Origin of the sequence: Nocardia sp. PE-7 (genome assembly GCF_030486425.1) — a bacterium.
GTDB classification, from domain to species: Bacteria; Actinomycetota; Actinomycetes; order Mycobacteriales; family Mycobacteriaceae; genus Nocardia; species Nocardia salmonicida_A.
In genome coordinates this window covers 109,690-134,222 of record NZ_CP129614.1, presented here as the reverse complement: position 1 = coordinate 134,222, position 24,533 = coordinate 109,690, and the positions used below count along the sequence as shown (strand labels likewise).

Here is a 24,533-nt window from a genome sequence, read left to right as displayed (position 1 = left end):
GACCATTCCCGAAATCGCGGTGGTGGGGTTCGCCCACGCACCGCACGTACCGGAGACCTTCGGCACGACCAATGGCGTCGAGATGCTCGTGCCGTGCTTCCAGCAGCTCTACGCGACCCTCGGCATCACCAAGACCGACATCGACTTCTGGTGCTCCGGCTCCTCGGATTACATGGCGGGTCGTGCCTTTTCGTTCATCTCCGCGGTCGACGCGATCGGCGCGGTGCCGCCGATCAACGAATCGCACGTGGAGATGGACGCGGCATGGGCCCTCTACGAGGCGTGGGTGAAACTGCGTTCCGGCCAGGCCGAGACGGCGCTCGTGTACGGCTTCGGCAAGGCTTCGGCAGGCAATCTGCATCAGGTGCTGACCATGCAGCTCGACCCGTATCTGGTCGCGCCGCTGTGGCCGGACGCCGTCTCGGTCGCCGGGTTGCAGGCGCGAGCCGGGCTCGATTCCGGCCGGTGGACCGAGCAGGAGATGGCCGCTGTCGCCGGTGGTGACATCGAATCCTTGCTCTCCGCGCCGTATGTGGCCGATCCGCTGCGCGCCCACGACATCGCGCCGATCACCGACGGCGCCGCCGCGATCGTGCTCGCGGTCGGCGACCGGGCCAGGGAATTGTGCGAGCGCCCGGCGTGGATCACCGGAATCGCGCACAACATCGACGCCCAGGCGCTCGGTGGTCGCGACCTGACCCGCTCCCCCTCCACCACCAAGGCCGCCGCGGTGGCGACCGGCGGCAACACCACCTTCGACCTCGCCGAACTGCACGCGCCGTTCAGCCACCAGCAGCTGATCCTGGCCGAGGCGATCGGTCTGCCCGCGGGCACGCCGGTGAATACCTCCGGCGGCGCGCTCGCCGCCAACCCGATGTTCTCGGCAGGACTGGAACGGATCGGCTGTGCCGCCGAGGCCATCATCTCCGGCTCCGCCAACCGGACCCTCGCTCACGCGACCAGCGGCCCTGCGCTGCAGCAGAACCTGGTCGCCGTTCTCGAATCGGAGGCACGATGAGCTTCCCCGCGGCGGTGCTCGGCACCGGCCAAACTCATCACGTGACAAAACGTACGGACGTGTCCATGGCGGGCATGTGCCGTGAGGCCATCGATCGCGCACTCGATGACGCGGGCCTGACCATTGCCGATATCGACGCCGTCGTCGTCGGCAAGGCGCCCGATATGTTCGAGGGCGTCATGATGCCCGAGCTGTATCTGGCCGAGGCACTCGGTGCGGCGGGCAAACCGCTGCTGCGCGTGCACACCGCCGGTTCGGTCGGCGGCTCCACCGGCGTGGTCGCGGCGAACCTCGTCCAGGCCGGCGTGCACAAACGCGTGCTCGCCATCGCCTGGGAGAAGCAGTCCGAGTCGAATGCCATGTGGGCGTTGTCGATTCCGGTGCCGTTCACCATGCCGGTCGGCGCGGGCGCGGGCGGCTACTTCGCCCCGCACGTGCGCTCCTACATCCGCCGCTCGAACGCGCCACTGCACATCGGCGCGATGGTGGCGGTGAAGGATCGTCGCAACGGCGCGAAGAACCCGCTCGCGCACCTGCATCAGCCCGACATCACCCTCGATTCGGTCCTGGCATCCCAAATGCTCTGGGACCCGATTCGTTTCGATGAGACCTGCCCGTCCTCCGACGGCGCGTGCGCGCTGGTGATCGGTGATGCCGAGGCCGCGGCTGTGGTCGAAGCCGAAGGCAAGAAGGTGGCCTGGGTCCACGCGACCGCGATGCGCACCGAGCCGACCACCTTCTCCGGTCGCGACCAGGTGAACCCACAGGCGGGCCGGGACGCGGCCGCCGCCCTGTGGAAGTCGGCCGGGATCACCGATCCTCTGGAGGAGATCGATGTCGCCGAGATCTATGTGCCGTTCTCCTGGTTCGAGCCGATGTGGCTCGAGAACCTCGGCTTTGCCGCCGAGGGCGACGGCTGGAAACTCACCGACAAGGGCGAGACGGAAATCGGCGGACGCCTGCCGGTGAATCCCTCCGGCGGCGTTCTCTCGTCCAACCCGATCGGCGCCTCGGGCCTGATCCGATTCGCCGAAGCCGCCAAGCAGGTGATGGGACGCGCAGGCGATTACCAGGTGTCGAACGCGCGCAAGGCACTCGGCCACGCGTATGGCGGCGGCTCCCAGTACTTCTCGATGTGGGTCGTGGGAAGCGAGCGGCCGGAATGAAGTTCACCGTCGGTATCGCGCTGAGCCCGCTGGAACAGCTCGCAGAGCTGGCCAAGACGGCCGAGGAATGCGGGTTCACCTCCATCGGCCTGCCCGACTCGCTGTTCTATATGAAGTCACAGGCCGCCGACTACCCGTACACCCCGGACGGCAGCCGCTTCTGGGGCCCGGAGACTCCCTGGGTGGATCCGCTGATCGCCGCGGCGACGATGGCCGCGGTGACCACGAAGCTGCGGTTCTACACCAACGTCCTCAAGCTCGGCTCGCGCAATCCGCTCCTGCTCGCCCGACAGGTCGGCTCGATCGCCAATCTGTCGGGCAACCGCTTCGGCTTCGGCATCGGAATCGGCTGGGCTCCCGAGGAATTCGAGTGGTGCGGCGTTCCCTATGCCCGCCGCGGCGCGCGGGTCGACGAGATGATCGAGGTCATCCGGCTCGTGCTCGACGGCGGCATGGTCGAATTCCACGGCGAGTTCTTCGATTTCGACGAGCTGCAGATGAGTCCGGCGCCGAGCGAGCGGGTGCCGTTCTACATCGGCGGGCACACCGGTCCGGCACTGCGCCGGGCCGCCCGCATCGGTGACGGCTGGACCTCGGCGATGATGAAGTTCGACGACCTCGTCACCACCATCGGCACGCTGCGCGACCTGCGTGCCGAATACGGCCGGTCCGAGGAACCGTTCGAGATCCAGTCCGTCTGCATCGACAAGTTCGGCCGCGACGGCTATCAGGATCTGGCCGACGCGGGTGTCACCGACAACATCGTGGTGCCCTGGCTGGCCGACGGTATCGGGTTCGACGGCGAGCTGGCAGCCAAGCAGGACTCGATGCGCAAGTTCGCCGAGAAGTACATCGCCGACCCCATCATCGCGAAGGTAGCGTCATGACCGAGACCGTAGTCGAGAATTCCGCCCGTGCCGCGGGCCTGGCGTCCCAGGCCGCGGTCCGGGCCAAGGATCGGGCCGCCTGGGTCGCGCTGTTCGCCGAGGACGGCATCGTCGAAGACCCCGTCGGTCCTTCCGGTTTCGACCCCGAAGGCGTGGGCCACCGCGGCCACGAGGCCATCGGCGCATTCTGGGACAAGGCGATCGCCCTCACCGAATCCATCGAATTCCGGTTCGAGGACTCCTTCGCGTGCGGCAATGAAATCGCCTTCACCGGCCTGATCCGCACCACCATGGCGGGCCATGTCATCGATGCCGAGGGTGTGTTCACCTACAAGGTTCGCGCCGACGGAAAGATCACCGCTTTGCGCGCCTTCTGGGAAGTGGACCGCGCGGTCGCGACCACACGCCCCGTATAGCCGAAGCAGTAAACACGAGAACAGCCCGGGACCTTTCGGTCCCGGGCTGTTCTGGCTGTGACGACTCAGTGCGCGACAGGGCAACCGGCGGGCTTGTAATCGACCGGCAGCTCCTTGATCCCATTGAGCCAACCCGAACGCAGACGTTTCGGATCACCGATTTGCGTGATATCGGGCAGATGATCAGCAATCGCGTTGAAGATCAGATCCACCTCGAGCCGAGCCAGATTCGCGCCGACGCAGAAGTGCGCGCCGGTGCCACCGAAGGACAGGTGCTGGTTGTCGGCGCGGGTGATGTCGAACTTCTCCGGATTCTCGAACACGTCCTCGTCGAAGTTTGCCGAGCGGTACAGCATCACCAGCCGCTGGCCCTTCTTGATCTGCACACCGCCGAGTTCGGTGTCCTCGAGCGCGGTGCGCTGGAAGGAGGTCACCGGGGTCGCCCAGCGGATGATCTCGTCCGCCGCGGTGGCGGGGCGCTCCTTCTTGAACAACTCCCACTGGTCGGGGTTCTCCATGAAGGCGATCATGCCGTGGGTGATGGCGTTGCGGGTCGTCTCGTTGCCCGCGACGGCCAGGACGATCACGAAGAAGCCGAATTCCTCCGGCGTGAGGTGCTCGCCGTCGACGTCGGCCTCGATCAGCGTGGTCACCAGATCGTCGGCCGGACAGGCCTTCCTGGCCTCGGCCATCTGGTAGGCGTAGCCGAGGATCTCCATCGACGCGGCGACCGGATCGGCAGTGCTGTCGGGGTCGTCGTAACTGGTCATGTCGTTGGACCAGTCGAAGACCTTCATCCGGTCCTCCTGCGGCACACCGATCAGTTCGGCGATCGCCTGCAGCGGCAGCTCGCATGCCACCTGGGTGACGAAGTCACCGCTGCCGGACTCGAGGGCTCGCTTCACGATGCCCTCGGCACGGGCCGAGAGTTCGGCGCGCAGGCCGTTGATCGCGCGCGGGGTGAAGCCCTTGGCGATCAGCTTGCGCAGCTTGGTGTGCTCGGGGGCGTCCTTGTTCAACAGGACGAAGCGCTGCAGTTCGATCTGCTCGCGCTGGATGTCGTCGTTGAAGCGCGGGATCGCGGTGTTCTCGAAGGTCGAGAACACATCGCTGCGGCGCGACACCTCTTTGACATCGGCGTGCTTGCTCACCACCCAGAAGCCGTCGTCATGGAAACCGCCCACCTCAGGGGACTGTTCGTTCCACCAGATCGGGGCCTTACGACGAAGCTCGGCATACTCCTCGGCCGGAATCCGCTCGGCGTAGATAGCTGGGTCGGTAACGTCGAACCCGTCCGGCAGGTTCGGCCGGGCACCCGTCACAGGGCCGGCGTGTTCGGTGCTCGGATCTACCACCAGATGTCTCCTTCGACAAACTGAAACACGTTCTACAATCATTCAAGCACAGGGGTTGCCGCGACGGAAGAACCACGCGGTTTTACCCTGGACTCAAGATCAGAACCTGTTGCAGTTATGAGGGAGATTCAGATGGGCACACCCGTGATCGTCGAAGCCGTGCGTACTCCGATCGGCAAACGGCGAGGGCAGCTTTCCGGACTGCACGCGGCCGAACTGCTCGGCCTGGCCCAGCGCGGACTACTCGACCGGGCGGGCCTGGACCCCGCCGAGGTCGAGCAGGTGATCGGCGGCTGCGTCACCCAGGCGGGCGAGCAGTCCAACAACGTCACCCGTGTCGCCTGGCTGCACGCGGGCCTGCCGTGGCAGACCGGCGCGACCACCATCGACGCCCAGTGCGGTTCGGCCCAGCAGGCCAACCACCTCGTCGCGGGCCTCATCGCCACCGGCGCGATCGACGTCGGCATCGCGTGCGGCGTCGAGGCGATGAGCCGGGTGCCGCTTGGCGCCAATGTCGGCACCGAGGCGGGTACCCGACGGCCCGCGTCGTGGTCGATCGACCTGCCCGACCAGTTCGGCGCCGCCGAGCGCATCGCCCGCAGGCGCGGCATCACCCGCTCCGATATCGACCAATTCGGCTTGCGCTCACAGCAATTGGCGGCCAAGGCGTGGGCCGAGGGCCGCTACGACCGCGAAGTGCTGCCGATCTCGGCCCCGGTACTCGACAGCGAAGGCGTGGCCACCGGGGAGAAGGTGGAGGTTGCCCGCGACCAGGGTCTGCGCGCCACCACCATCGAAGGGCTGTCCGCGCTGAAACCGGTCATGGCCGACGGCATCCACACCGCGGGCACCTCGTCGCAGATCTCCGACGGCGCCGCCGCGGTGCTGCTGATGGACGAAACCGTCGCGCGCCGAAAGGGTTTGCGCCCGCGCGCCCGGATCCATACTCAGGTTCTCGTCGGCTCCGAACCGGAGTTCCATCTCGACGGTCCGGTTCAGGCGTGCACTCGCCTACTCGAGCGTTCGGGAATGACGATTGGCGATATCGATCTTTTCGAGATCAACGAGGCATTCGCGTCGGTCGCACTTTCGTGGGCTGCCGTACATCAACCTGACATGGACCGTGTAAATGTCAACGGCGGCGCGATCGCAATCGGGCATCCTGTCGGCTCCACCGGCTCCCGATTGATCACAACTGCGTTGCACGAACTCGAACGCACAGGTCAGGGCACTGCCATGGTGCTCATGTGCGCCGGCGGCGCACTGGCGACCGGGACCATCATCGAACGCCTGTAGACTCACCCATACCGAAACCGGGCGCCCAGGTTGAACATTCATCCCTGGGCGCCCGGAACGTGTCGTACGCCACAAAGTCACGGGGGGCAGGGGGATGATGAGATGTCAGCTATCTTTGGGTTATCGCGCGGTGAGGGCTGAAGAGCCTCGCGACGGGCACGAACCCGGGCGCCCCTGCGCTCCGCAAGAGTCGTTGGCCTGACCCGCAAACGCGTCCGCCGCCGCCTCTGCACGCAGGTGAGCGTCGGAAATCGTCGAGAAATCCCGAATCAGGCGTAGGTTTTCAGTTACTGAGCCGCTAATATCAATGATACGTATCCGAGATAACGACTGTTAGTACAGTGAAGGGAATTGGGCGGCTCACAATGGCTGATTTCGCGGCGCGGCTGAACAAGCTGTTCGAAACCGTGCATCCCCCGGGGCGCAAGCCGCATACCAACGCAGAGGTTGCGGCTGCGCTGACTGCCTCCGGGCATCCGATCTCGAAGCCGTATCTCTCGCAGTTGCGGTCGGGACAACGAACGAATCCGTCCGACGAGACGGTGGCCGCCCTGGCGAAGTTCTTCAAGGTCAAGCCTGACTACTTCTTCAACGATATTTACGCGGCCAAGATCGATCACGACCTGGAGCTGCTCGCGCAGCTGCAGGGTTACGGACTTCGTCGACTGTCGAGTAGGGCATTCGATCTGTCCGAAGAATCACAAAATCTGCTCACATCGATGGCGGAGAAGTTGCGGGCCAGCGAAGGCTTGCCCGAAATTCCTCCGGACGGAACAGAATAGGATCTACGCAACCGGTCGGCCTGACGCACCTGATGGTGTCCTGGGTACGGCCGTAAAAACGTCGGATACGCAGACAACGGGCCTGAGACGGTGGAAATCACCAGCTCAGGCCCGTTTTCTGTGTCGATCGGTCAGCTCGACGCGGCGGCGTTCTGCGGTGCCGACTTCGCGGCCGACACCGCGTCCTCGTACTGATTCGCGAGCGCGAGCACCCAGCCGCGGGGGCTGATGCCGGGCGGCGGGGCAATCCAGCGCGCGTCGACGAACAAGTCCCCCAACGGATTTCGCGCCCACTCGGCCACCACCGCGGCCCGCTTCGGCACCGAGTCCGGCGGCTCGCCCGCCGCCGGGATGACGATGCCGCTGCCCGAGAGCAGATACAGCGCGTCCATCACCTGAGCCATGTGATCGGAAGCCTTCAGCTGTGCCGACGTGGCGTTCTGCTCGGGGGCGACCACCTCGGGGAACCGACCCACCATCAACTGGTGCAGCGGCCGGATCCGGCGCAGCAGAACCTTGGCCCGCCACCAGAGCTCGATCACGATCGACACGGCACCGAGCGCGACGAGCAGTGCGGCGATCTCCCACGCGACCCATCCCCACAGCGGTTCGTCGGGCGGCGTCGGCGCGGCGTCCTGGAGGGCGCGGCCCACATTGGCCACGGCGAGCACCGCGACCAGCGCGGTGCCCGTGATGTAGACGGCGATGCCGCGACCGAGGATGGTCCAGTCCAGGTTGCGCAGACCGGTGGTCACGATGAACACCGCGCCGAGCGCGACCGCGACCCACCCGAAGGTGAACGACCACGCCAGGGTGATCGCGATCGCCACCGCGCCGATGCCGTACACGACCATCGCGACCTGGCGCAGGTTGCGCCGCGAGACCACCGGCCACGCGGCCGAGGCCACCACCGAGGTGGCCGTGGTGAACAGGATCCAGGCGGAGATGACGATGCCGGTGGACAGCCAGCCGCTGTGCACCCCGCCCTTCATCAGGTTGTCGATGGCGACGGCCATCTCCGGAATGGCGGCGGTGACCGCGAGCGCCACGGCGGCGACCGCGACGACGATGGCCACGCGGGCGGTCGTCGCGGGCTTCACCAGCACGCGACCCACTCGCGCACCCGCGGCAACCCAGACCAGCAGGGCTGTCAACCAGAGTGTCATCCGAGCGCCTCATCGAATCGAAGGACCGAGACGCCTGCGCCCCGGTTGCTGAATACGCGAAGTCGCGTCATGAGCATCGCCGCGAAGGTCTCGGCTTCCCATTCGGCGAGGTCGTCGGCGCCGTCGTCGACGATCTGCGCGTGGGCGCGCTGGCTGAGCATGTAGGCGATCAGGTCGTCGCTGACTTCGAGGGTCGTCTCCACCGCGGGCGCGCCCTCGTGGTCGAAGACGATGTGGCCGAGTTCGTGGGCGAGGGTGTGGTCGCGACTGGGGAGGGCGTCGGCGAGCACGATGATGTCGCGTTCGGGATAGAACCGGCGCTGTCCGCACACGCCCGGGCCCAGGTTCGCGCTGGTGATCTCGATTTCGCGTTTCCGCTCCAGTGAGATGGCGTGGACCACCTCGTCGAGGGTGGTGGCGTCGAAGTCGGCGGCGACCGCGCACACCGCGTCGACGGCGGCGGCGACGCGGCGATAGGACCGGGAGGTGCTCTGGGTCTTGCTCTTACTCATCGAAGATCCCCTCACGACCTCGGTCCGAAGAACTCGGCACGCGCCGCGTTCACCCGCGCTTGGGCGGCCGCGGCACCTTGGAAACTCACTGCGCCCGAACCGGTCGCGGCCAGGGTCAGCGCGATCAGGCCGCCGATCACCGACAGCAGCTCGGGTTCGGGCAGGGCGCTGTTGTCACTGGTCGGCTTGAACTCGTGGCTCGGCTTGGCCGCCGGCGCCGGCGCGGCCGCGGCGGGCGGCGCCGCGGGAGCCTGCGCCGCAGGTGGCACGGCTGCCGGAACAGGCACTGCCACAGCCACATTCGGAACACCGGGGATCGACGGTGCGGCGGGGATCGTGATCGACGGCAGCGCAGGGGCCGCCGGGACCGAGGGGATCGGGATCAGGAGCAGCAGCAGTGGCGAGGCCGAACCGACTGCCGCCGAACCGACCGCGGCCGAACCGACGGCGGCCGAACCCGCGCCCGCGGAACCGACGCCCGCGGAACCGACCGCGGCGGAACCGACTGCGGCAGAACCTGTTCCGAGGACAGCTGAGCCCGCGCCGAGTGCGGCCGAACCCGTGCCCGCGGCGGCCGAACCGACCGCGGCCGAACCCGTGCCGAGAACCGCTGCCGCACCTGCCGAACCGGTGCCGAGAACCGCTGCCGCACCTGCCGAACCGGTGCCGAGAACCGCTGCCGCGCCTGCCGAACCGGTGCCGAGGATGGCGGCCGCGCCTGCGGAGCCCGTGCCGAGTACTACGCCCAGGCCCGCCGAACCGGTGCCGAGGAGCACGCCGAGCCCGGCCGAACCGGTGCCGAGGACAACGCCCGCGGCCGCCGAGCCCGTGCCTGCCGCGGCGGAACCGACGGCTGCCGAGCCGGACAGTGGGCCCGCGACTTCCTTCTTGGGGAGGTCGTCGCTCGATTGGCCGGGGATGGTGAGGGGGGCCCATTCGCTTTCGCCGGCCACCGGGGCGCCCGACTGCGGGTTGCCGGGGTCGGGAGCCGGATTGTTCGGCTGCCCGTTGCCTTCGCTCTGACCGTGGCCCGGATTCTGGCTTCGACCATTGCCCTGACCCGGCAGGCTCAGCTCACTCGGCCCGGGGGTCGGGGACTTCTGGCCACCGTTGCCCCCGCCGCTTCCGTTGCCCTGCCCACTGCTTCCGCTGTCAGGCACCTGGGCGGCGGGTGTGGGCGGTTTCTCCGGGGCGGCCGTCGCGACAGCGGGCCCTAAGAGCGCACAGCCGGCCAGGACACTCGCAGCGGCAAACACGCGGAACATGCGACCAATGGCCATGCGCTAGATCATCCCCCTCAGTTATTCAGCGCAGAATTAACCCCCGGTCGCGACACATTCCGGGATCGACGAACAGTAGCCCATAGTAAACCCAGTGCCTCAGCCCCGCAGAAGAGAGCAAGAGTCGTCCAGCCCCCTGGACGTGTGTGACATGCGAAAGTCGCAGGCCGGGGACTTTTCCCCGGCCTGACGCCTCAGAGTTAGCTATGCGCCGTACACCGGCTCCGGCGGAGTGCTCTTCTCGATCAGTTCTTTGACGACCGGACCCAGCTCGGCGGGGTTCCAGCGAGCGCCGCGATCGACCGGAGTGCCATGGAGCCAGCCCTGCGCCAGCGCGACCTTTCCGCCCTCTACCTCGAACATCCGGCCGGTCACCCCGGCGGATTCGGTGCTGCCGAGCCACACGACCAGCGGCGAGACATTCTCCGGAGCCATCGCGTCGAAGCCCGCGTCGGGAGCGGACATGGTGTCGGCGAAGACCGTCTCGGTCATCCGGGTGCGGGCGGCGGGAGCGATGGCGTTCACGGTCACGCCGTACCGGCCGAACTCCGCCGACGCGGTCAGTGTGAGACCCGCGATACCCGCCTTGGCCGCGCCGTAGTTGCCCTGGCCGACGCTGCCCTGCAGGCCGGCGCCGGAGCTGGTGTTGATCACGCGGGCGTCCACCGGACGGCCCGCCTTCGACTCTGCCCGCCAGTACTCGGCCGCGTGCCGCATGGTGGCGAAGTGGCCCTTGAGGTGCACGCGAACCACCGCGTCCCACTCGTCCTCGCCGAGGTTCACCAGCATGCGGTCGCGCACGAAGCCGGCGTTGTTGACCAGCACGTCGAGCCCGCCGAACGTGTCGACGGCCTGACGGACGAGCCTGCGAGCGCCCTCCCAGTCGGCCACATCGTCATAGTTGGCGACGGCTTCGCCACCGGCGGCGACGATCTCGTCGACAACCTGCTGAGCGGGGGTTTCCGTGGTCGCGGCGCCATCGAGCGCGGTGCCGACATCGTTGACCACCACGCGGGCACCCGCGGCGGCGAAGGCGAGCGCGTGCGCGCGGCCGATCCCCCGGCCCGCGCCGGTCACGATCACCGTGCGTCCTGCGCAGATCAACTGGTCATCCATCTGAAGCTCCTGTGTCTATTGGCGGCTGGCGGCCGAAAATCGTGGTGGTCGGGTGGGGGTGGCGGCTAGTTGTTCGCGTTGGCGGCGTCGAGGAAGGCGGGGCGTTCGCCGCCGCCGTGGACGAGCAGGGCGGCGCCGGTGATGTGGGCGGCCAGCGGTGAGGCCAGGAAAAGCGCGGCGTTGCCGACGTCGGCGGGGCTGGCCAGGCGGCCGAGAGGGACGGTTTTCGCGACGGCGGCCACACCGTCGGCGTCGCCGTAGTGCAGGTGGCTGAGTTCGGTCTCCACCGGGCCGACGACGACGGAGTTGAGCCGGACCTTCGGCGCCCATTCCACCGCCAGCGAGGACGTGAGGTTGTCCAGGCCCGCCTTGGCCGCACCGTACGCGGCGGTGCCCGGCGAGGGCCGGTGCCCGCTGACGCTGGTGATCATCACGATCGAGCCGCCCGCGTCCTGCTTCTGCATCAGCGCGTTGGCCTGCTGGGAGATCAGCAGGGGCGCGAGCAGATTCAGCTCCACGATCTTGGCGTGGAATTTGGGGCTCGCGGCCTCGGCCATCGCGAACGGGGCGCCACCGGCGTTGTTCACCACATGGTCGACCCGGCCGTACCTCGCGAGGATCTCGGCGAACATGGCCGCGACCGCGTCGGCATCGCGCACATCGCAGGTGAGGTGTTCGGTGCTGCGGCCGCCTGCCGTGATCGGTTCGTCGGCCGGTCTGCGCGCGCAGGTCAGCACCGTCGCGCCCGCGGCGAGGAAGGCCCGGCTGATTCCGGCGCCGACGCCGCGTACGCCGCCCGTCACCAGAACGATCTGCTCGGAAAGGTCGATTTCTACAGCCACCGTGTTAACCTACCAAGCAATTGCTTGCTTTGTCTCGGGTTCGCCGGGGCGCGCACGAGGAGACATCGCGATGGGGATAAACCGTCACACCGAAGCCGACGGGGTAGAGGTCGTCACAGTCGACTATCCGCCGGTCAACGCCCTGCCCTCGGACGGCTGGTTCGCACTGGCCGATGCCGTCAGGGCAGCGGGCCGCAACCAGGAGACCCGGGTGGTCGTGCTGCGCGCGGAAGGCCGCGGATTCAACGCGGGCGTCGACATCAAGGAGATGAACGCCGACGTCGGCCATACCGCGCTGATCCGCGCCAACCACGGCTGTTTCGACGCCTTCGCCGCGGTCTACGACTGCGAGGTGCCCGTGGTCACCGCCGTGAACGGCTTCTGCCTCGGCGGCGGCATCGGCCTGGTCGGCAACTCCGACGTCATCGTCGCCTCCGACGACGCCACCTTCGGGCTGCCCGAAGTGGACCGTGGCGCGCTCGGCGCGGCCACGCATCTGTCTCGGCTGGTCCCCCAGCACCTGATGCGCACCATGTTCTACACCGCGGGCAAGCTCACCGCCCAGCAGCTGCACCACTTCGGCTCGGTGTACAAGGTGGTGCCGCGCGCCGAACTCGACGCCGCCGCGATGGACGTCGCCAAGAACATCGCCAACAAGGACGGCCGCGTGATCCGGGCCGCCAAACGCGCACTCAACGGCATCGACGTGCAGGACGTGCACCGTTCCTACCGCTACGAACAGGGCTTCACGATGGAGCTCAACCTCGCCGGGGTCGCCGACGAGATCAGGGCGCGCTTCGACGACGATCTCGCCGCGCAGAAGAAGGAGAGCTGAAAGCCATGCGCGACAAGAGAATGACCCTCGACGAGGTGGTCGGTGAGCTGCGCAGCGGCATGACCATCGGGATCGGCGGCTGGGGTTCGCGGCGCAAGCCGATGGCGCTGGTGCGCGCGCTGCTGCGCTCCGATGTCACCGACCTGACCGTGGTCACCTATGGCGGCCCCGACCTGGGCCTGCTGTGTTCGGCGGGCAAGGTCCGCAAGGCGTACTACGGGTTCGTGTCGCTGGATTCGGCGCCGTTCTACGACCCGTGGTTCGCGAAGGCGCGCACCGAGGGCGCGATCACCGTGCGCGAGATGGACGAGGGGATGGTGAAGTGCGGGCTGCAAGCGGCCGCGGCACGACTGCCGTTCCTGCCGATCCGGGCCGGGCTCGGATCCGCCGTGCTCGACTTCTGGGAGGGCGAGCTGAAGACCGTCGCGTCGCCGTATCCCGCTGCCGACGGTCGCGTCGAGACTCTCGTCGCGATGCCCGCGCTGAATCTCGACGCGTCGTTCGTGCACCTGGATCTGGCCGACAAGCACGGCAACGCGGCCTACACGGGCGTCGACCCGTACTTCGACGATCTGTACTGCCTCGCGGCCGAGCGTCGCTATGTCTCGGTGGATCGCATCGTCGAGACCGAGGAACTGGTGAAAGCTGTTCCGCAACAGTCGATCATCCTCAACCGCATGCTGGTCGACGGTGTGGTCGAGTCGCCCGGTGGCGCGCACTTCACCTTCTCCGGCAGCTACGGGCGCGACGAGAAGTTTCAGAAGCACTATGTGGCGGCCGCGAAGACGCCGGAGTCGTGGGCCGAGTTCAAGGCTCGCTACCTGGATGTCTCCGAAGAGGAATACCAGTCCGCCGTGGCCGCGTTCGCTGAGGAGCAGAAGCTATGACTATTACTCGTGCTGAGGTCTGCGTCGTCGCCGCCGCGGAGATCTTCCGCGGGGCCGGTGAGATCATGGCCAGTCCGATGTCGACGGTCACCACCATCGGCGCCCGGCTGGCCCGGCTCACCTTCGAACCCGACCTGCTGCTGTCCGACGGCGAAGCGCTGTTCTTCGCCGAGGTACCGGCGATCGGCGCCAAAGCCCCTGTCGAGGGCTGGATTCCGTTCTCCCGGGTGTTCGACGTTGTCGCCTCGGGCCGTCGTCATGTGGTGATGGGCGCCAACCAGATCGACCGGTTCGGCAACCAGAACCTGTCGGCCTTCGGTCCGCTCCAGCAACCGACCAGGCAGATGTTCGGTGTGCGCGGCGCGCCGGGCAACACCATCAACCACGCGACCAGCTACTTCGTGCCCCGGCACACCAACCGGGTGTTCGTCGACAAGGTCGACATCATCTCCGGAATCGGTTACGACAGAATCGATCCCGAGAACCCCGCGTACCGCTTCCATCACCTGCATCGGGTGGTGACCAACCTGGGCGTGTTCGACTTCAACGGTCCCGACCACACTCTGCGCGCACTGTCGCTGCACCCGGGCGTGAGCCCGGACGAGGTCGCGGAGAACACCTCCTTCGAGATCGCCGAGCTGGGTTCGGTGGGCGAGACCAGGTTGCCGACCGAGGAGGAGCTGCGGATCATCCGAACCGTGCTCGATCCCAAGGGTTTCCGGGAGAAGGAAGTCGCGGCATGAGCGCGCGCTTGCGGACTCCGCTGACCGAGCTGGTCGGCATCGAGCACCCGATCGTGCAGACCGGGATGGGCTGGGTCGCCGGTCCCCGCTTGGTCGCGGCCACCGCCAACGCGGGCGGGCTCGGCATTCTCGCCTCGGCGACCATGACTTTCGAGGAGCTCGAGGCGGCGGTCGCCAAGACCAAGTCGCTCACCGACAAGCCCTTCGGCGTGAACATCCGCGCCGATGCCACCGACGCTCCCGAACGCATCGAACTGCTCATCCGTGAGCAGGTGCGGGTCGCGTCGTTCGCGCTGGCACCGAAGAAGGAACTCATCGCTCGGCTCAAAGACGCCGGAGTGGTGGTCGTTCCGTCGATCGGCGCGGCCAAGCACGCGGTGAAGGTGGCCTCGTGGGGCGCCGACGCGGTGATCGTGCAGGGTGGCGAAGGCGGCGGCCACACCGGACCGGTCGCCACCACCCTGCTGCTGCCGTCGGTACTCGACGCCGTCGATATCCCGGTGATCGCGGCGGGCGGCTTCTTCGACGGTCGCGGTCTGGCGGCCGCGCTGTCCTACGGTGCGGCGGGCGTCGCGATGGGCACCCGTTTCCTGCTCACCCAGGAGAGCACCGTCCCCGAGGCGGTGAAGCAGGAGTATCTGGCCCGCGGCCTGCAGGACACGGTGGTATCGGTGAAGGTCGACGGCATGCCGCACCGGATGCTCAACACCGAACTGGTCGAGAAGCTGGAACACTCCGGCGGCTGGCGCGGGCTGTCGGCCGCGGTGCGCAACGCGGCCAAGTTCAAGAGCATGACCGGCATGAAGTGGTCCACGCTGATGCGCGACGGCCTGGCGATGCGAAAGACCAAGGACCTCAGCTGGTCTCAGGTCGTGATGGCGGCGAACTCGGCGATGTTGACCAAGGCGGGTCTCGTCGAGGGTCGCACCGACGCGGGCGTGCTGCCCGCGGGCCAGGTCACCGGCATCATCGACAGCCTGCCGACCGTGGCCGAGCTGATCGACGAGATCGTCACCGACGCGGTCGCCCGCATCGAGGCGATCTCGGCGCTGACCACCGAACCGGCCACCGAGACCCACTGACCCGGAGCCCCCACCCGGCTCCCTTCACGAACTCGCCCCGACCGATGGCCTGAGCCGACCGTCGGGCTCTCGGGGCGAAAAGAGCACTGGACCCGATGCCGCACTCACGAGGTGCGCATCGGGTCCAGTGCTTTTTCGGCTGGAGGGCGTCTCGTGACGCGACACGCGCTCGAAACCGAGGACGACGACGTCCGGTCGCCTAAAATTTGCCGGACATCGACATCGAGCGGGAGGTCGCATGGACGCCGAGCGCCAACGGCAGGTCCATGGCTCTCCGGTGCTGGTATGCGCGATGATTGCCGAACCCGTCGCCGCTACCTCGGCCCGCATCCGCCCCATCGCCAGCACCGAGCCGGAGGAGTAGCGCGATGACAGCCTCGGAACAGACCGCGACCAAGAAGATGCCGCTGCTGACCTTGTCGGCGATGGTGGTCGGCTCCATGGTCGGCGCGGGCGTGTTCTCGCTACCGCGCAACTTCGGCCAGGCCACCGGCGGATTCGGCGCGATCATCGCCTGGACGATCGCGGGCACCGGAATGTTGATGCTGGCGTTCGTCTTCCAGTCGCTGGCCGTGCGCAAACCAGACCTCGACGCGGGTGTCTACGCCTACGCGAAGGCCGGCTTCGGCGAGTACCTCGGTTTCTTCTCCGCGTTCGGGTACTGGGCGAGCGCCTGCGTCGGCAACGTCAGCTACTGGGTGCTGATCAAGTCCACCCTCGGGCAGGTGCTGCCGATCTTCGGCGAGGGCAACACCGTTCCCGCGGTGCTGCTGTCGACGGTGTGCATCTGGGCGTTCCATTTCATGGTCCTGCGCGGGGTCCAGGAGGCCGCCGCCATCAACCAGATCGTCACCGTGGCCAAGCTGGTGCCGATCCTGGTGTTCATCGTGGTGCTGCTGTTCTACTTCGACCCCGGTGTGTTCGCCGACAACTTCTGGGGCGGCGACGCGTATTCCGAATCGCTGGTCGAACAGGTGCGTTCGACCATGTTGGTGACCGTGTTCGTGTTCCTGGGCATCGAAGGTGCGAGCGTGTACTCCAGGTACGCGCGCAAGCGCGAGGACATCGGTCGCGCCACCGTGCTCGGATTCCTCAGCGTGCTGGCTATTTTCGCGTCGGTGACCATGGTGTCGTACGGCATCATGCCGCGTGACGAACTCGCCGTGGCCCAGCAGCCGTCGATGTCGCCGGTCTTCGAATCCGCCGTCGGTACCTGGGGCGCCTGGTTCATCAGCATCGGACTGATCATCTCGGTCCTCGGCGCCTACCTGGCCTGGACCCTGATGGCCGCGGAGGTGCTGTTCGTTGCGGCGAAAGACCGGGACATGCCGTCGTTCCTGGCCCGGGTCAACGGCGCGAATGTGCCGGTGGTGGCGATGATCTTCACCACCGTGCTGATCCAGATCGTGCTGGTCACGACGCTGTTCTCCGACGACGCGTTCACCTTCACCCTCAAGCTGTGCAGTTCGCTGTCGCTGGTGCCCTACCTGCTGGCCGCCGCCTACGCGCTCAAACTCGCCTACACCAGGGAGACCTACGAGCGGATCCAGCCCGGTGACCGCACCAAGGAACTCGTCATCGCCTTCGTCGCCACCTTCTACACCGCGTTCATGCTCGTCGCGGCCGGGCTCGAATTCCTGCTGCTGTCGTGCATCATCTACGCGCCCGGCACCATCCTGTTCGCCCTGACCCGCCGGGAGGCGGGCAAGCGGGTCTTCTCGCCGTGGGAGGCGGTCATGTTCGCGGCGGTCGCCCTCGGCGCCGTCGTCGGCATCGTCGGCCTGGCGACCGGCGCCATCTCGATCTGAGTCCGCCCGATCTTTCGAGGAGCAGAAATGACTGGAACCCCCGCCACCGCGTTCGGCGTCCATTCCGAGGTCGGCACGCTGCGCAAGGTACTGGTGTGCGCGCCCGGCCTCGCACACGAGCGGCTCACTCCGACCAATTGCGATGACCTGCTCTTCGACGACGTGCTGTGGGTGCAGAACGCCAAACGCGACCACTTCGACTTCATGACGAAGATGCGCGACCGCGGCGTCGAGGTGGTCGAGCTCCACAATCTGCTCGCCGAAACCCTCGCCGTGCCCGGCGCGAAGGGCTGGATTCTCGACCGCAAGATCGTGGCCAACGAAGTCGGGCTCGGGCTGATCGACGACACCAGGGCCTACCTGGACTCGGTGGACGACCGCACGCTGGCGACCTACCTCATCGGCGGACTCGCGACCGCGGACCTGCCCGCCGACTTCCGTTCCGGCTATCTGGCGCTGGCGCGCGAGCAGACCGGGGTGCGCGAGTATCTGATGCCCCCGTTGCCGAACACGCTCTACACCCGCGACACCACCTGCTGGCTCTACGGCGGGGTCACACTCAATCCGCTGTATTGGCCCGCTCGGCACGACGAGACGTTGCTGATGGCCGCGATCTACGCCTTCCACCCCGATTTCACCGGCGCGAAGGTCTGGTGGGGTGATCCCGAACAGGACTGGGGGCTGGCCACTTTCGAGGGTGGCGATGTGATGCCGGTCGGCAACGGGGTGGTGCTGGTCGGGATGAGCGAACGGACGTCCCGGCAGGCGATCACCCAGGTCGCCGCGTCGCTGTTCGCGGTCGGGGCCGCCGAGCGCGTGATCGTGGCCGGGATGCCGAAGCTGCGCTCGGCCATGCACCTAGACACCGTGTTCACCTTCGCCGACCGCGATCTGGTCACGGTGTACCCCGACATCGTCTACAACATCCACCCGTTCTCCCTGCGGCCCAGCGACCGCGCCCCCGGTGTCGAGGTGATCGAGGAGACCGCGCCGTTCCTCGATGTGGTGGCCGAATCGCTGAACCTGCCCAAGCTACGGGTGGTGGAGACCGGCGGCGGCTACTACGCCAACGAACGCCAGCAGTGGGACAGCGGCAACAACCTGGTCGCCGTCGAACCCGGTGTCGTGTTCGCCTACGACCGCAACACCCACACCAACGCCGCGCTGCGCAAGGAGGGCGTCGAGGTGATCACCATCGTCGGCGCCGAACTCGGCCGCGGCCGTGGCGGCGGCCACTGCATGACCTGCCCGCTGATCCGCGACGCCGTCGAGTTCTGACCGAGCCCGGCGATCAGCGGGGACGCACCTCGACGCGGTTGTCGTGGAAGACCGCGCCGCCGCCGTAGTCCGCATCACGTTCGGCGATCGTGGCATTCACGGTCGCGCCGCCGGTGAACTTGGCCCAGCGACCCTTGGTCGTGCCCGCGACGCCGGGCCGGACCCGGTCCGAGACCTCGGCGACTGCCTCGAAGGAGCCGCGGGCGTTGGACACGGTCACCGCCGCGCCGTCGGCGATTCCGCGTGCGGCGGCGTCGTCGGGGTGCAGGGTGATGCTGGATTCACCGGCGCGACGGCGCAATTCGGGGTTGGAGCCGAAGGTGGTGTTCAGGAAGTAGTGCGAGGCGGCGGAGATCAGCACCAGGCCGTCGCCGGGGTCGGCGGGCGGGGTGTACGCCGGTAGGGCGTCGTGACCGGCCAGTTCCGCTCTGGCGGAGACGAACTGGAGTTTGCCCGCCGGAACCGGGCCCGCCTGCACCTTCAGGAATCCGTCGGCCCTGAGGCGTTCGAGGTCGTGGCCCTTCAGCAGTTGCCGGGCCAGTTCCTCGTCGGAGTCGTAGAGCGCGGGCTCGGTGAGACCGAAACGCCGGGAGAGTCGACGGAAAGTCTCTGTGGTGGAAAGGCATTCGCCGGGCGGCTCGACGGCAGGCTCGTTCCAGATCAGATAGAGGTGCCCGTAACCGGCGAGCACGTCGAGGTGTTCGGGCTGCATCGTGGCGGGCAGCACGATATCGGCGTAGTCGACGGTGTCGGTCCCGAAGTGCTCGAGGACCACCGTGAACAGGTCTTCGCGGGACAGGCCCTCGATCACGCGACGCTGGTCGGGATTCGAGCCGACCGGATTCGCCCCGATCACGAACAGCGCCTTGACCGGTGGACCGTCGGTCTCGAGCAGGGCTTCGCCGAGCCGGGTCATCGACAGCGTGCGGACCGGTCGCGGCAGCAGGTCATCGCGGCGCAGTGCGGCTTCGTCGAGACGGAAGTGCCCACTCGTCGAATAGTGCAGTCCCCCACCGGGGATCGCCCAGTCACCGGTGACGCCGGGCAGGCAGGCGAGCACCCGCAGCGCCATACCGCCGCCCGCGTGTCGCTGCATACCTTGCGAGGCGCGGATGGCGGTCGGCCTGGTGCGGGCGATCCGCTCACCGAGCGCGACGATCTGTTCTGCCCGTAGGCCCGTGATCGCGGCGACGCGTTCGGGCGTGTATTCCTCGATACGGTCGCGGAATTCGGGCCAGCCCTCGGTGTGCTCGGCGATGAACTCGGTGTCCTGCGCGCCCAGCGACACCACCACGTGCAGCAACCCGAGGGCCAGCGCCGCGTCGGTGCCGGGCAACGGGGCGAGGTGTTCGTCGCAGCGCTCGGAGGTCTTGGTGCGGACGGGGTCGATGGAGACCAGGTAGGCCCCGCTGTCCTGGATGAACTTCCACAGGTGGTGCCCGGAACTGAGCGGATTGGTGCCCCACAGCAGGATCAGCTTCGACTTCGCGAAGTCCTCGGGGTCCATGCCGCCGGAGGTGCCGAGGGTGTAGCGAAGACCCGCGCCGCCCGCGACCGAGCAGATGGTCGGCGCGTGGTGCGACGCGCCGAGCAGGTTGAACATCCGGCGCCCCGGAAAGCCTTCCAGCCCTTGGATATAGCCCAGGCTGCCGGTGCCGTGGAACGGCCAGACCGCCTCACCGCCGAATTCGTCGATGATGCCGGTGACCCGGGTGGCGATCTCGTCGAGCGCGGTGTCCCAGCTGATCCGCTCGAACCGCCCCGATCCCTTCGGCCCGACCCGGCGCATCGGATACCTGAGCCGATCCGGCGCGCCGACCTGCTCGAGATAGCGGTTCACCTTCACGCACAGCGCACCGCGCGTGACCGGATGTTCCTTGTTCCCTCGTAGCCCCGTGGCGACCCCGTCCTCGACGGTCACCACCCACGAGCACGCGTCGGGGCAGTCGAGCGGGCATGCACCGAGCACCTTCACCAGGCCATCATAGGTGGGATGAATTACTCCCGCCGAGACCGGCCGTTCCCGATACGCCGCGGCGCCGGGATGTGGCGACCCGGTGGCGGCGAACGAAGAGTGGTCCCCGGCGGAATCCGCCGAGGACCACCACTTCTCGAAGTGCGGAGCTACTTCTTGTCGGCGTCGAGACGCTCGATGATCGTCACGTTGGCCGTACCGCCGCCTTCACAGATGGTGAGCAGGCCGTAGCGGCCGTTCACCCGCTCGAGCTCGTTGAGCAGCGTGGCGAACAGCTTGGCGCCGGTCGCGCCGAGCGGGTGGCCGAGCGCGATGGCGCCGCCGTTGACGTTCACCTTCGCCGGATCGGCGCCGATCTCCTTGATCCAGGCCAGCACCACCGGGGCGAAGGCCTCGTTGATCTCGATGACGTCGATGTCGTCGATGGTCAGGCCGGTCTTCTCCAGCGCCCACTGGGTGGCCGGGATCGGTGCGCTCAGCATGAAGATCGGGTCGGCGCCGCGCGCGCTGACGTGGTGGATGCGGGCACGCGGGGTCAGGCCGTATTCCTTGACCGCCCATTCGGAGGCCAGCAGGGTGGCGCTGGCGCCGTCGGAGATCTGGCTGGCGACCGCCGCGGTGAGCGGGCTGCCCTCCGACAGCGGCTGCAGCGTCGCCATCTTCTCCAGGCTGGTCTCACGCGGACCCTGATCGACGGTGAAGTCGCCGACCGGCACGATCTCGTTGTCGAAGCGGCCCTCGGTGATGGCAGTCTTGGCGCGCTGATGACTCTGCAGCGCCCAGCGCTCCATGTCCTCGCGGCTGATGCCCCACTTCTCGGCGATCATCTCCGCGCCCTTGAACTGGGAGACCTCACCGGTGCCGTAGCGCGAGTCCCAGCCCTTCGCGCCGATGAACGCGGACTCGAAACCGTACGGCTTGGCCGCGATCATCGCGGCGCCGATCGGGATGGCGCTCATGTTCTGCACGCCGCCCGCCACGACGACCTCGGCGGTGCCGCTCATGATGGCCTGCGCGCCGAAGTTGATCGCCTGCTGGCTGGAACCGCACTGCCGGTCGACGGTGACGCCGGGCACCTCTTCGGGGTAGCCGGCGACCAGCCACATGGTGCGGCCGATATTGCCCGCCTGCGGACCGAGATTGTCGACACAGCCCACGATCACGTCGTCGACGACGGCGGGGTCGATGCCGGTGCGTTCGACCAGGCCGCGCAGCGCGGCGGCGCCGAGATCGGCGGGGTGCACCTCGGCCAGCGCGCCACCGCGCTTGCCGACAGCGGTCCGTACCGCATCGATCACATAGGCCTCCCGTAGCGGGGCGTAGGGACGGCGCTCGGCGGATGCGGTCATGTTGGAACTCCTATTTCGCGGTGCCCTCGGGCACGGTCAGCCCGTCGAGCACGATGGTGAGATATTGCTGAGCAAGGGTTTGCACGGTGATCGGGCCACCGGGGGTGTACCAGCGCACCGCCACCCACACGGTGTCGCGCAGGAAGCGGAAGGCCAGTTCCACATCGAGTTCGGCACGGAAGCTGCCGTCGGCGACGCCGGCGGCGAGCACGCGGTGCCACAGCTCGCGGAACTCGGTGTTGAAGTCGCGGATGTAACCGAAGCGCTCGACATCGCGCAGGTTCTTGGCCTCGGCCTGGTAGATCGCTACGGCGGCGTGGTGCCGGTCGAACGACTCGTAGGAGGCGATCACCAAGGACTCCAACGTGTCTCGCGAGCTCAGGCCGGCGGCCGCGATCTCGCGGTAGCGGCCGAACAGGTCGTCGAGGAAGCCGCGCAGGATCTCGTCGACCATCGATTCCTTGGAATCGAAGTGGTGATAGAGACTGCCGGAGAGGATGCCCGCCGAGTCGGCGATGTCGCGCACCGTGGTGGCACGCAGTCCACGTTCGGCGAACAGGTCGGCGGCGAGACCGAGCAGTTCAGCGCGGCGGGTGCGTTTCACGGTGTCGGGTGCGGTCACACCCGTCATCGTACAACCAAGCACTTGCTTGGTTTGGGGTAACCCGCCACGGCGATCATGCGCGCTGGCTGCTCACCGAGACAACCTCGCCGGTCAGATACGAGGTGTAGTCACTGGCCAGCATGGCGATCGTCGCCGCTACTTCCCACGGTTCGGCGGCGCGACCGAAGGCCTCGCGCTCGCTGAGCGAGTCGAGCAACTCGGCCGAGCTCACCTTGTCCAGGAACGGATGACGGGCGATGCTCGGCGCGACGGCATTGATCCGCACGCCGAATTCGGCGCCTTCGACCGCACTGCACCTGGTCAGCGCCATCACGCCCGCCTTCGCGGCCGCGTAGTGCGCCTGACCGTGCTGGGCACGCCAGCCCAGCACCGAGGCATTGTTGACGATCACGCCGCCGTGGCCCGCGCCACGGAAGTAGCCGAGCGCGGCCCGGGTGCAGCGGAACGTGCCGGTGAGGGTGATGTCGAGAACCTGGTCCCACTGCTCGTCGGTCATGTCGACCACCGGGGTCTCACCGCCGAGGCCCGCGTTGTTGACCATGATGTCGATCCGGCCGAGTTGCGTGGCGGCCGCGCTGATCAGCTGGTTGACCTGCCCGGTATCACGGACGTCGCACACCACGGCGCCGACCGTGCGCTCCGGGAAATCCTTCGCGAGCAGCTCGGCGGTTTCGGTCAGACGCCGCTCGTGCCAATCGGAGACGACGACATCGGCGCCTTCCTGGAGAAGCCTGCGCGCGGTGGACGAGCCGATACCGGTGCCCGCCGCCGCGGTGATCACGGCCTTGCGTCCGGTCAGCAGGCCGTGCCCGGGGATCGGCGCAGGAGCGACCGACAGCGGGGAATTCTGCTCGGTCACGGGCGTGCCTCTCGCGGCAGACCGAGCACCCGCTCGGCGATGATGTTGCGCTGCACTTCGTTCGAACCTCCATAGATCGTGTCGGCGCGGCTGAACAGGTACAGCCGCTGCCATGCGGTCATGTCGTCGGGGCCGGTGAGCAGGCCCACCGCGCCCTGCACGGCCATCGCCAGTTCGCCGAGGTCGCGATGCCAGTTGGCCCACAACAACTTCGACACCGAGGCGCCGCCCGCGTCGTCGTGGTCCTCGCTCATGGTGCGCAGCGCGTGCGCGCGCAGCACCCGAAGTCCCACCCAGGCGCGATCGAGGCGATCGGCGATCAGGGGGTCGTCGGCGGCTCCGGTGCGCCGGGCCAGGTCTTCGATGTCGGAGAGCTCGCGCGCGAAGCGGATCTGCTGGCCGAGGGTGGAGATGCCGCGCTCGAAGGTGAGCGTGCCCATCGCGATTCGCCAGCCGTCGCCCGGCGCGCCGACCACCAGGTCCGCGTCGGTGACGGCATCGTCGAAGAAGACCTCGTTGAATTCGGAGGTGCCGGTGAGCTGCTCGATCGGCCGCACTTCGATGCCCGGCTGGTTCATCGGGACCAGCAGATAGGACAGGCCCTTGTGACGGCTCGAGCCGCGCTCGGTGCGGGCGATGACGAAGCACCAGTCGGCGACGTGCGCGAGCGAGGTCCAGATCTTCTGGCCGTTGATCACCCACTTGTCGCCGTCGAGGCGCGCGGTCGTCGCGACGGCGGCCAGGTCGGAACCGGCGCCGGGCTCGGAATAGCCCTGGCACCACAGTTCGCCGACCGAGCGCACGCCAGGAAGGAAGCGCTTCTTCTGCTCGTCGGTGCCGAAGGCGAGCACGGTGGGGCCGAGCAGTTCCTCGCCCACGTGCGAGACCCGAGCGGGCGCGTCGGCTTTGGCGTATTCCTCGTGGAAGATCACCTGCTGACGCACGCTGGCGCCGCGACCGCCGTATTCGACCGGCCAGCCGAGACAGGTCCAGCCCGCCGCGGCGAGGTGGCGGTCCCACGCCAATCGCTCTTCGAAGAATTCGTGTTCGCGGCCGGGTCCACCGGTGCCGCGCAGGTCAGCGAACTCGCCCGAAAGATTCTCGGCGAGCCAATCGCGTATTTCCGCGCGAAACTCCGCGTCGGAAGTCGCGGTATCGGAATCTGAGGTCTGGATCACGCCCACCTCGGTAGGATAACCTACCAAGCACTTGCTTTGTTAGCTGCTTCGGAAGAACAGCGAACCGCACAACGGTGA

At 67.6% G+C, this 24,533-nt stretch carries 24 protein-coding genes; 13 read left to right on the top strand and 11 right to left on the bottom strand.

The features are described 5' to 3' along the window. Window positions 1-4: 4 nt before the first annotated feature. From QX204_RS00695 to QX204_RS00680, 4 genes are read left to right on the top strand one after another with little or no spacing between them, the layout of a single operon-like run. Complete coding sequence (locus tag QX204_RS00695) at window positions 5-1,018, top strand: thiolase family protein (RefSeq protein ID WP_301908213.1); 1,014 nt, start codon at window positions 5-7, stop codon at window positions 1,016-1,018. Next, window positions 1,015-2,184 (top strand): thiolase family protein, encoded by a 1,170-nt coding sequence (locus tag QX204_RS00690; RefSeq protein WP_301904696.1) that lies wholly within the window; start codon window positions 1,015-1,017, stop codon window positions 2,182-2,184. Before QX204_RS00695 ends, QX204_RS00690 begins: the two co-directional genes overlap by 4 nt. Further along, complete coding sequence (locus tag QX204_RS00685; protein WP_301904694.1) at window positions 2,181-3,071, top strand: TIGR03619 family F420-dependent LLM class oxidoreductase; 891 nt, start codon at window positions 2,181-2,183, stop codon at window positions 3,069-3,071. Before QX204_RS00690 ends, QX204_RS00685 begins: the two co-directional genes overlap by 4 nt. Next, the gene (locus tag QX204_RS00680; RefSeq protein WP_056818869.1) at window positions 3,068-3,487 is read left to right on the top strand and encodes a nuclear transport factor 2 family protein; all 420 of its coding nucleotides are present in this window, start codon (window positions 3,068-3,070) and stop codon (window positions 3,485-3,487) included. Before QX204_RS00685 ends, QX204_RS00680 begins: the two co-directional genes overlap by 4 nt. 65 nt (window positions 3,488-3,552) lie before the next feature. Here QX204_RS00680 and QX204_RS00675 read toward each other — a convergent pair whose 3' ends face one another. After that, entirely contained in the window at window positions 3,553-4,842 is a 1,290-nt protein-coding gene (locus QX204_RS00675) for a cytochrome P450 (protein ID WP_301904692.1), read from the bottom strand. A 132-nt stretch (window positions 4,843-4,974) separates the two neighbouring features. On the opposite strand from QX204_RS00675, the gene QX204_RS00670 reads away from it, so the two are divergent. Beyond that, window positions 4,975-6,138, top strand: coding sequence for a steroid 3-ketoacyl-CoA thiolase (locus QX204_RS00670; RefSeq protein WP_301904691.1), 1,164 nt, complete (start codon window positions 4,975-4,977; stop codon window positions 6,136-6,138). 365 nt (window positions 6,139-6,503) lie between these two features. Beyond that, the gene (locus tag QX204_RS00665; protein WP_019044759.1) at window positions 6,504-6,920 is read left to right on the top strand and encodes a helix-turn-helix domain-containing protein; all 417 of its coding nucleotides are present in this window, start codon (window positions 6,504-6,506) and stop codon (window positions 6,918-6,920) included. 131 nt (window positions 6,921-7,051) lie between these two features. On the opposite strand, the gene QX204_RS00660 is transcribed toward QX204_RS00665, so the two are convergent. From QX204_RS00660 to QX204_RS00640, 5 genes are all read right to left on the bottom strand, one after another. Beyond that, a complete protein-coding gene (locus tag QX204_RS00660; protein ID WP_301904689.1) occupies window positions 7,052-8,086 on the bottom strand; it encodes a hypothetical protein in 1,035 nt (344 codons plus the stop codon). Further along, on the bottom strand, window positions 8,083-8,598 hold the full coding sequence (locus QX204_RS00655) for an ImmA/IrrE family metallo-endopeptidase (RefSeq protein ID WP_301904688.1): 516 nt from the start codon (window positions 8,596-8,598) through the stop codon (window positions 8,083-8,085). The genes QX204_RS00660 and QX204_RS00655 overlap by 4 nt, the downstream gene beginning before the upstream one ends. A gap of 11 nt (window positions 8,599-8,609) precedes the next feature. Beyond that, window positions 8,610-9,758 carry a hypothetical protein gene (locus QX204_RS00650; protein WP_301904687.1) on the bottom strand — a complete coding sequence of 383 codons (1,149 nt, stop codon included), beginning with the start codon at window positions 9,756-9,758 and terminating at the stop codon, window positions 8,610-8,612. Between the two features lie 324 nt (window positions 9,759-10,082). Next, the gene (locus QX204_RS00645; RefSeq protein WP_301904685.1) at window positions 10,083-10,994 is read right to left on the bottom strand and encodes an SDR family oxidoreductase; all 912 of its coding nucleotides are present in this window, start codon (window positions 10,992-10,994) and stop codon (window positions 10,083-10,085) included. Window positions 10,995-11,059: 65 nt separating this feature from the next. Beyond that, window positions 11,060-11,836, bottom strand: a complete 777-nt coding sequence (locus QX204_RS00640; RefSeq protein WP_301904683.1) for an SDR family oxidoreductase — start codon at window positions 11,834-11,836, stop codon at window positions 11,060-11,062. 70 nt (window positions 11,837-11,906) lie between these two features. On the opposite strand from QX204_RS00640, the gene QX204_RS00635 reads away from it, so the two are divergent. The 7 genes from QX204_RS00635 (at window position 11,907) to QX204_RS00605 (ending at window position 18,469) form a co-directional block, all read left to right on the top strand. Continuing rightward, on the top strand, window positions 11,907-12,671 hold the full coding sequence (locus QX204_RS00635; RefSeq protein ID WP_056818882.1) for an enoyl-CoA hydratase family protein: 765 nt from the start codon (window positions 11,907-11,909) through the stop codon (window positions 12,669-12,671). Further along, a complete protein-coding gene (locus QX204_RS00630; RefSeq protein WP_266297857.1) occupies window positions 12,668-13,558 on the top strand; it encodes a CoA transferase subunit A in 891 nt (296 codons plus the stop codon). Before QX204_RS00635 ends, QX204_RS00630 begins: the two co-directional genes overlap by 4 nt. Further along, window positions 13,555-14,301, top strand: coding sequence for a CoA-transferase subunit beta (locus QX204_RS00625; RefSeq protein WP_301904682.1), 747 nt, complete (start codon window positions 13,555-13,557; stop codon window positions 14,299-14,301). The genes QX204_RS00630 and QX204_RS00625 overlap by 4 nt, the downstream gene beginning before the upstream one ends. Continuing rightward, on the top strand, window positions 14,298-15,383 hold the full coding sequence (locus QX204_RS00620) for an NAD(P)H-dependent flavin oxidoreductase (RefSeq protein WP_301904681.1): 1,086 nt from the start codon (window positions 14,298-14,300) through the stop codon (window positions 15,381-15,383). The genes QX204_RS00625 and QX204_RS00620 overlap by 4 nt, the downstream gene beginning before the upstream one ends. Before the next feature lie 238 nt (window positions 15,384-15,621). Then, the gene (locus QX204_RS00615; protein WP_301904680.1) at window positions 15,622-15,747 is read left to right on the top strand and encodes a hypothetical protein; all 126 of its coding nucleotides are present in this window, start codon (window positions 15,622-15,624) and stop codon (window positions 15,745-15,747) included. 4 nt (window positions 15,748-15,751) lie between these two features. Continuing rightward, window positions 15,752-17,191, top strand: a complete 1,440-nt coding sequence (locus QX204_RS00610) for a basic amino acid/polyamine antiporter (protein ID WP_301904679.1) — start codon at window positions 15,752-15,754, stop codon at window positions 17,189-17,191. A 27-nt stretch (window positions 17,192-17,218) separates the two neighbouring features. Further along, window positions 17,219-18,469, top strand: a complete 1,251-nt coding sequence (locus QX204_RS00605) for an arginine deiminase (protein ID WP_301904678.1) — start codon at window positions 17,219-17,221, stop codon at window positions 18,467-18,469. Window positions 18,470-18,482: 13 nt separating this feature from the next. Here QX204_RS00605 and QX204_RS00600 read toward each other — a convergent pair whose 3' ends face one another. From QX204_RS00600 to QX204_RS00580, 5 genes are all read right to left on the bottom strand, one after another. Then, complete coding sequence (locus tag QX204_RS00600) at window positions 18,483-20,444, bottom strand: molybdopterin-containing oxidoreductase family protein (RefSeq protein WP_301904676.1); 1,962 nt, start codon at window positions 20,442-20,444, stop codon at window positions 18,483-18,485. Window positions 20,445-20,593: 149 nt separating this feature from the next. Further along, on the bottom strand, window positions 20,594-21,793 hold the full coding sequence (locus tag QX204_RS00595; protein ID WP_301904675.1) for an acetyl-CoA C-acetyltransferase: 1,200 nt from the start codon (window positions 21,791-21,793) through the stop codon (window positions 20,594-20,596). 10 nt (window positions 21,794-21,803) lie between these two features. Next, window positions 21,804-22,424: a TetR/AcrR family transcriptional regulator gene (locus tag QX204_RS00590; protein ID WP_062982761.1), complete on the bottom strand. Its 621-nt coding sequence runs from the start codon at window positions 22,422-22,424 to the stop codon at window positions 21,804-21,806. 46 nt (window positions 22,425-22,470) lie between these two features. Next, on the bottom strand, window positions 22,471-23,277 hold the full coding sequence (locus tag QX204_RS00585) for an SDR family oxidoreductase (RefSeq protein WP_301904674.1): 807 nt from the start codon (window positions 23,275-23,277) through the stop codon (window positions 22,471-22,473). Beyond that, entirely contained in the window at window positions 23,274-24,461 is a 1,188-nt protein-coding gene (locus QX204_RS00580; protein WP_084465504.1) for an acyl-CoA dehydrogenase family protein, read from the bottom strand. The genes QX204_RS00585 and QX204_RS00580 overlap by 4 nt, the downstream gene beginning before the upstream one ends. Between the last annotated feature and the right edge of the window lie 72 nt (window positions 24,462-24,533).

Coding starts and splice junctions, on each gene's coding strand:
- QX204_RS00645 (WP_301904685.1), bottom strand. CDS start 10,994: ATGGATGACCAGTTGATCTGCGCAGGACGCACGGTGATCGTGACCGGC.
- QX204_RS00615 (WP_301904680.1), top strand. CDS start 15,622: ATGGACGCCGAGCGCCAACGGCAGGTCCATGGCTCTCCGGTGCTGGTA.
- QX204_RS00610 (WP_301904679.1), top strand. CDS start 15,752: ATGACAGCCTCGGAACAGACCGCGACCAAGAAGATGCCGCTGCTGACC.
- QX204_RS00655 (WP_301904688.1), bottom strand. CDS start 8,598: ATGAGTAAGAGCAAGACCCAGAGCACCTCCCGGTCCTATCGCCGCGTC.
- QX204_RS00685 (WP_301904694.1), top strand. CDS start 2,181: ATGAAGTTCACCGTCGGTATCGCGCTGAGCCCGCTGGAACAGCTCGCA.
- QX204_RS00690 (WP_301904696.1), top strand. CDS start 1,015: ATGAGCTTCCCCGCGGCGGTGCTCGGCACCGGCCAAACTCATCACGTG.
- QX204_RS00660 (WP_301904689.1), bottom strand. CDS start 8,086: ATGACACTCTGGTTGACAGCCCTGCTGGTCTGGGTTGCCGCGGGTGCG.
- QX204_RS00625 (WP_301904682.1), top strand. CDS start 13,555: ATGACTATTACTCGTGCTGAGGTCTGCGTCGTCGCCGCCGCGGAGATC.
- QX204_RS00620 (WP_301904681.1), top strand. CDS start 14,298: ATGAGCGCGCGCTTGCGGACTCCGCTGACCGAGCTGGTCGGCATCGAG.
- QX204_RS00680 (WP_056818869.1), top strand. CDS start 3,068: ATGACCGAGACCGTAGTCGAGAATTCCGCCCGTGCCGCGGGCCTGGCG.
- QX204_RS00595 (WP_301904675.1), bottom strand. CDS start 21,793: ATGACCGCATCCGCCGAGCGCCGTCCCTACGCCCCGCTACGGGAGGCC.
- QX204_RS00605 (WP_301904678.1), top strand. CDS start 17,219: ATGACTGGAACCCCCGCCACCGCGTTCGGCGTCCATTCCGAGGTCGGC.
- QX204_RS00635 (WP_056818882.1), top strand. CDS start 11,907: ATGGGGATAAACCGTCACACCGAAGCCGACGGGGTAGAGGTCGTCACA.
- QX204_RS00670 (WP_301904691.1), top strand. CDS start 4,975: ATGGGCACACCCGTGATCGTCGAAGCCGTGCGTACTCCGATCGGCAAA.
- QX204_RS00665 (WP_019044759.1), top strand. CDS start 6,504: ATGGCTGATTTCGCGGCGCGGCTGAACAAGCTGTTCGAAACCGTGCAT.
- QX204_RS00590 (WP_062982761.1), bottom strand. CDS start 22,424: ATGACGGGTGTGACCGCACCCGACACCGTGAAACGCACCCGCCGCGCT.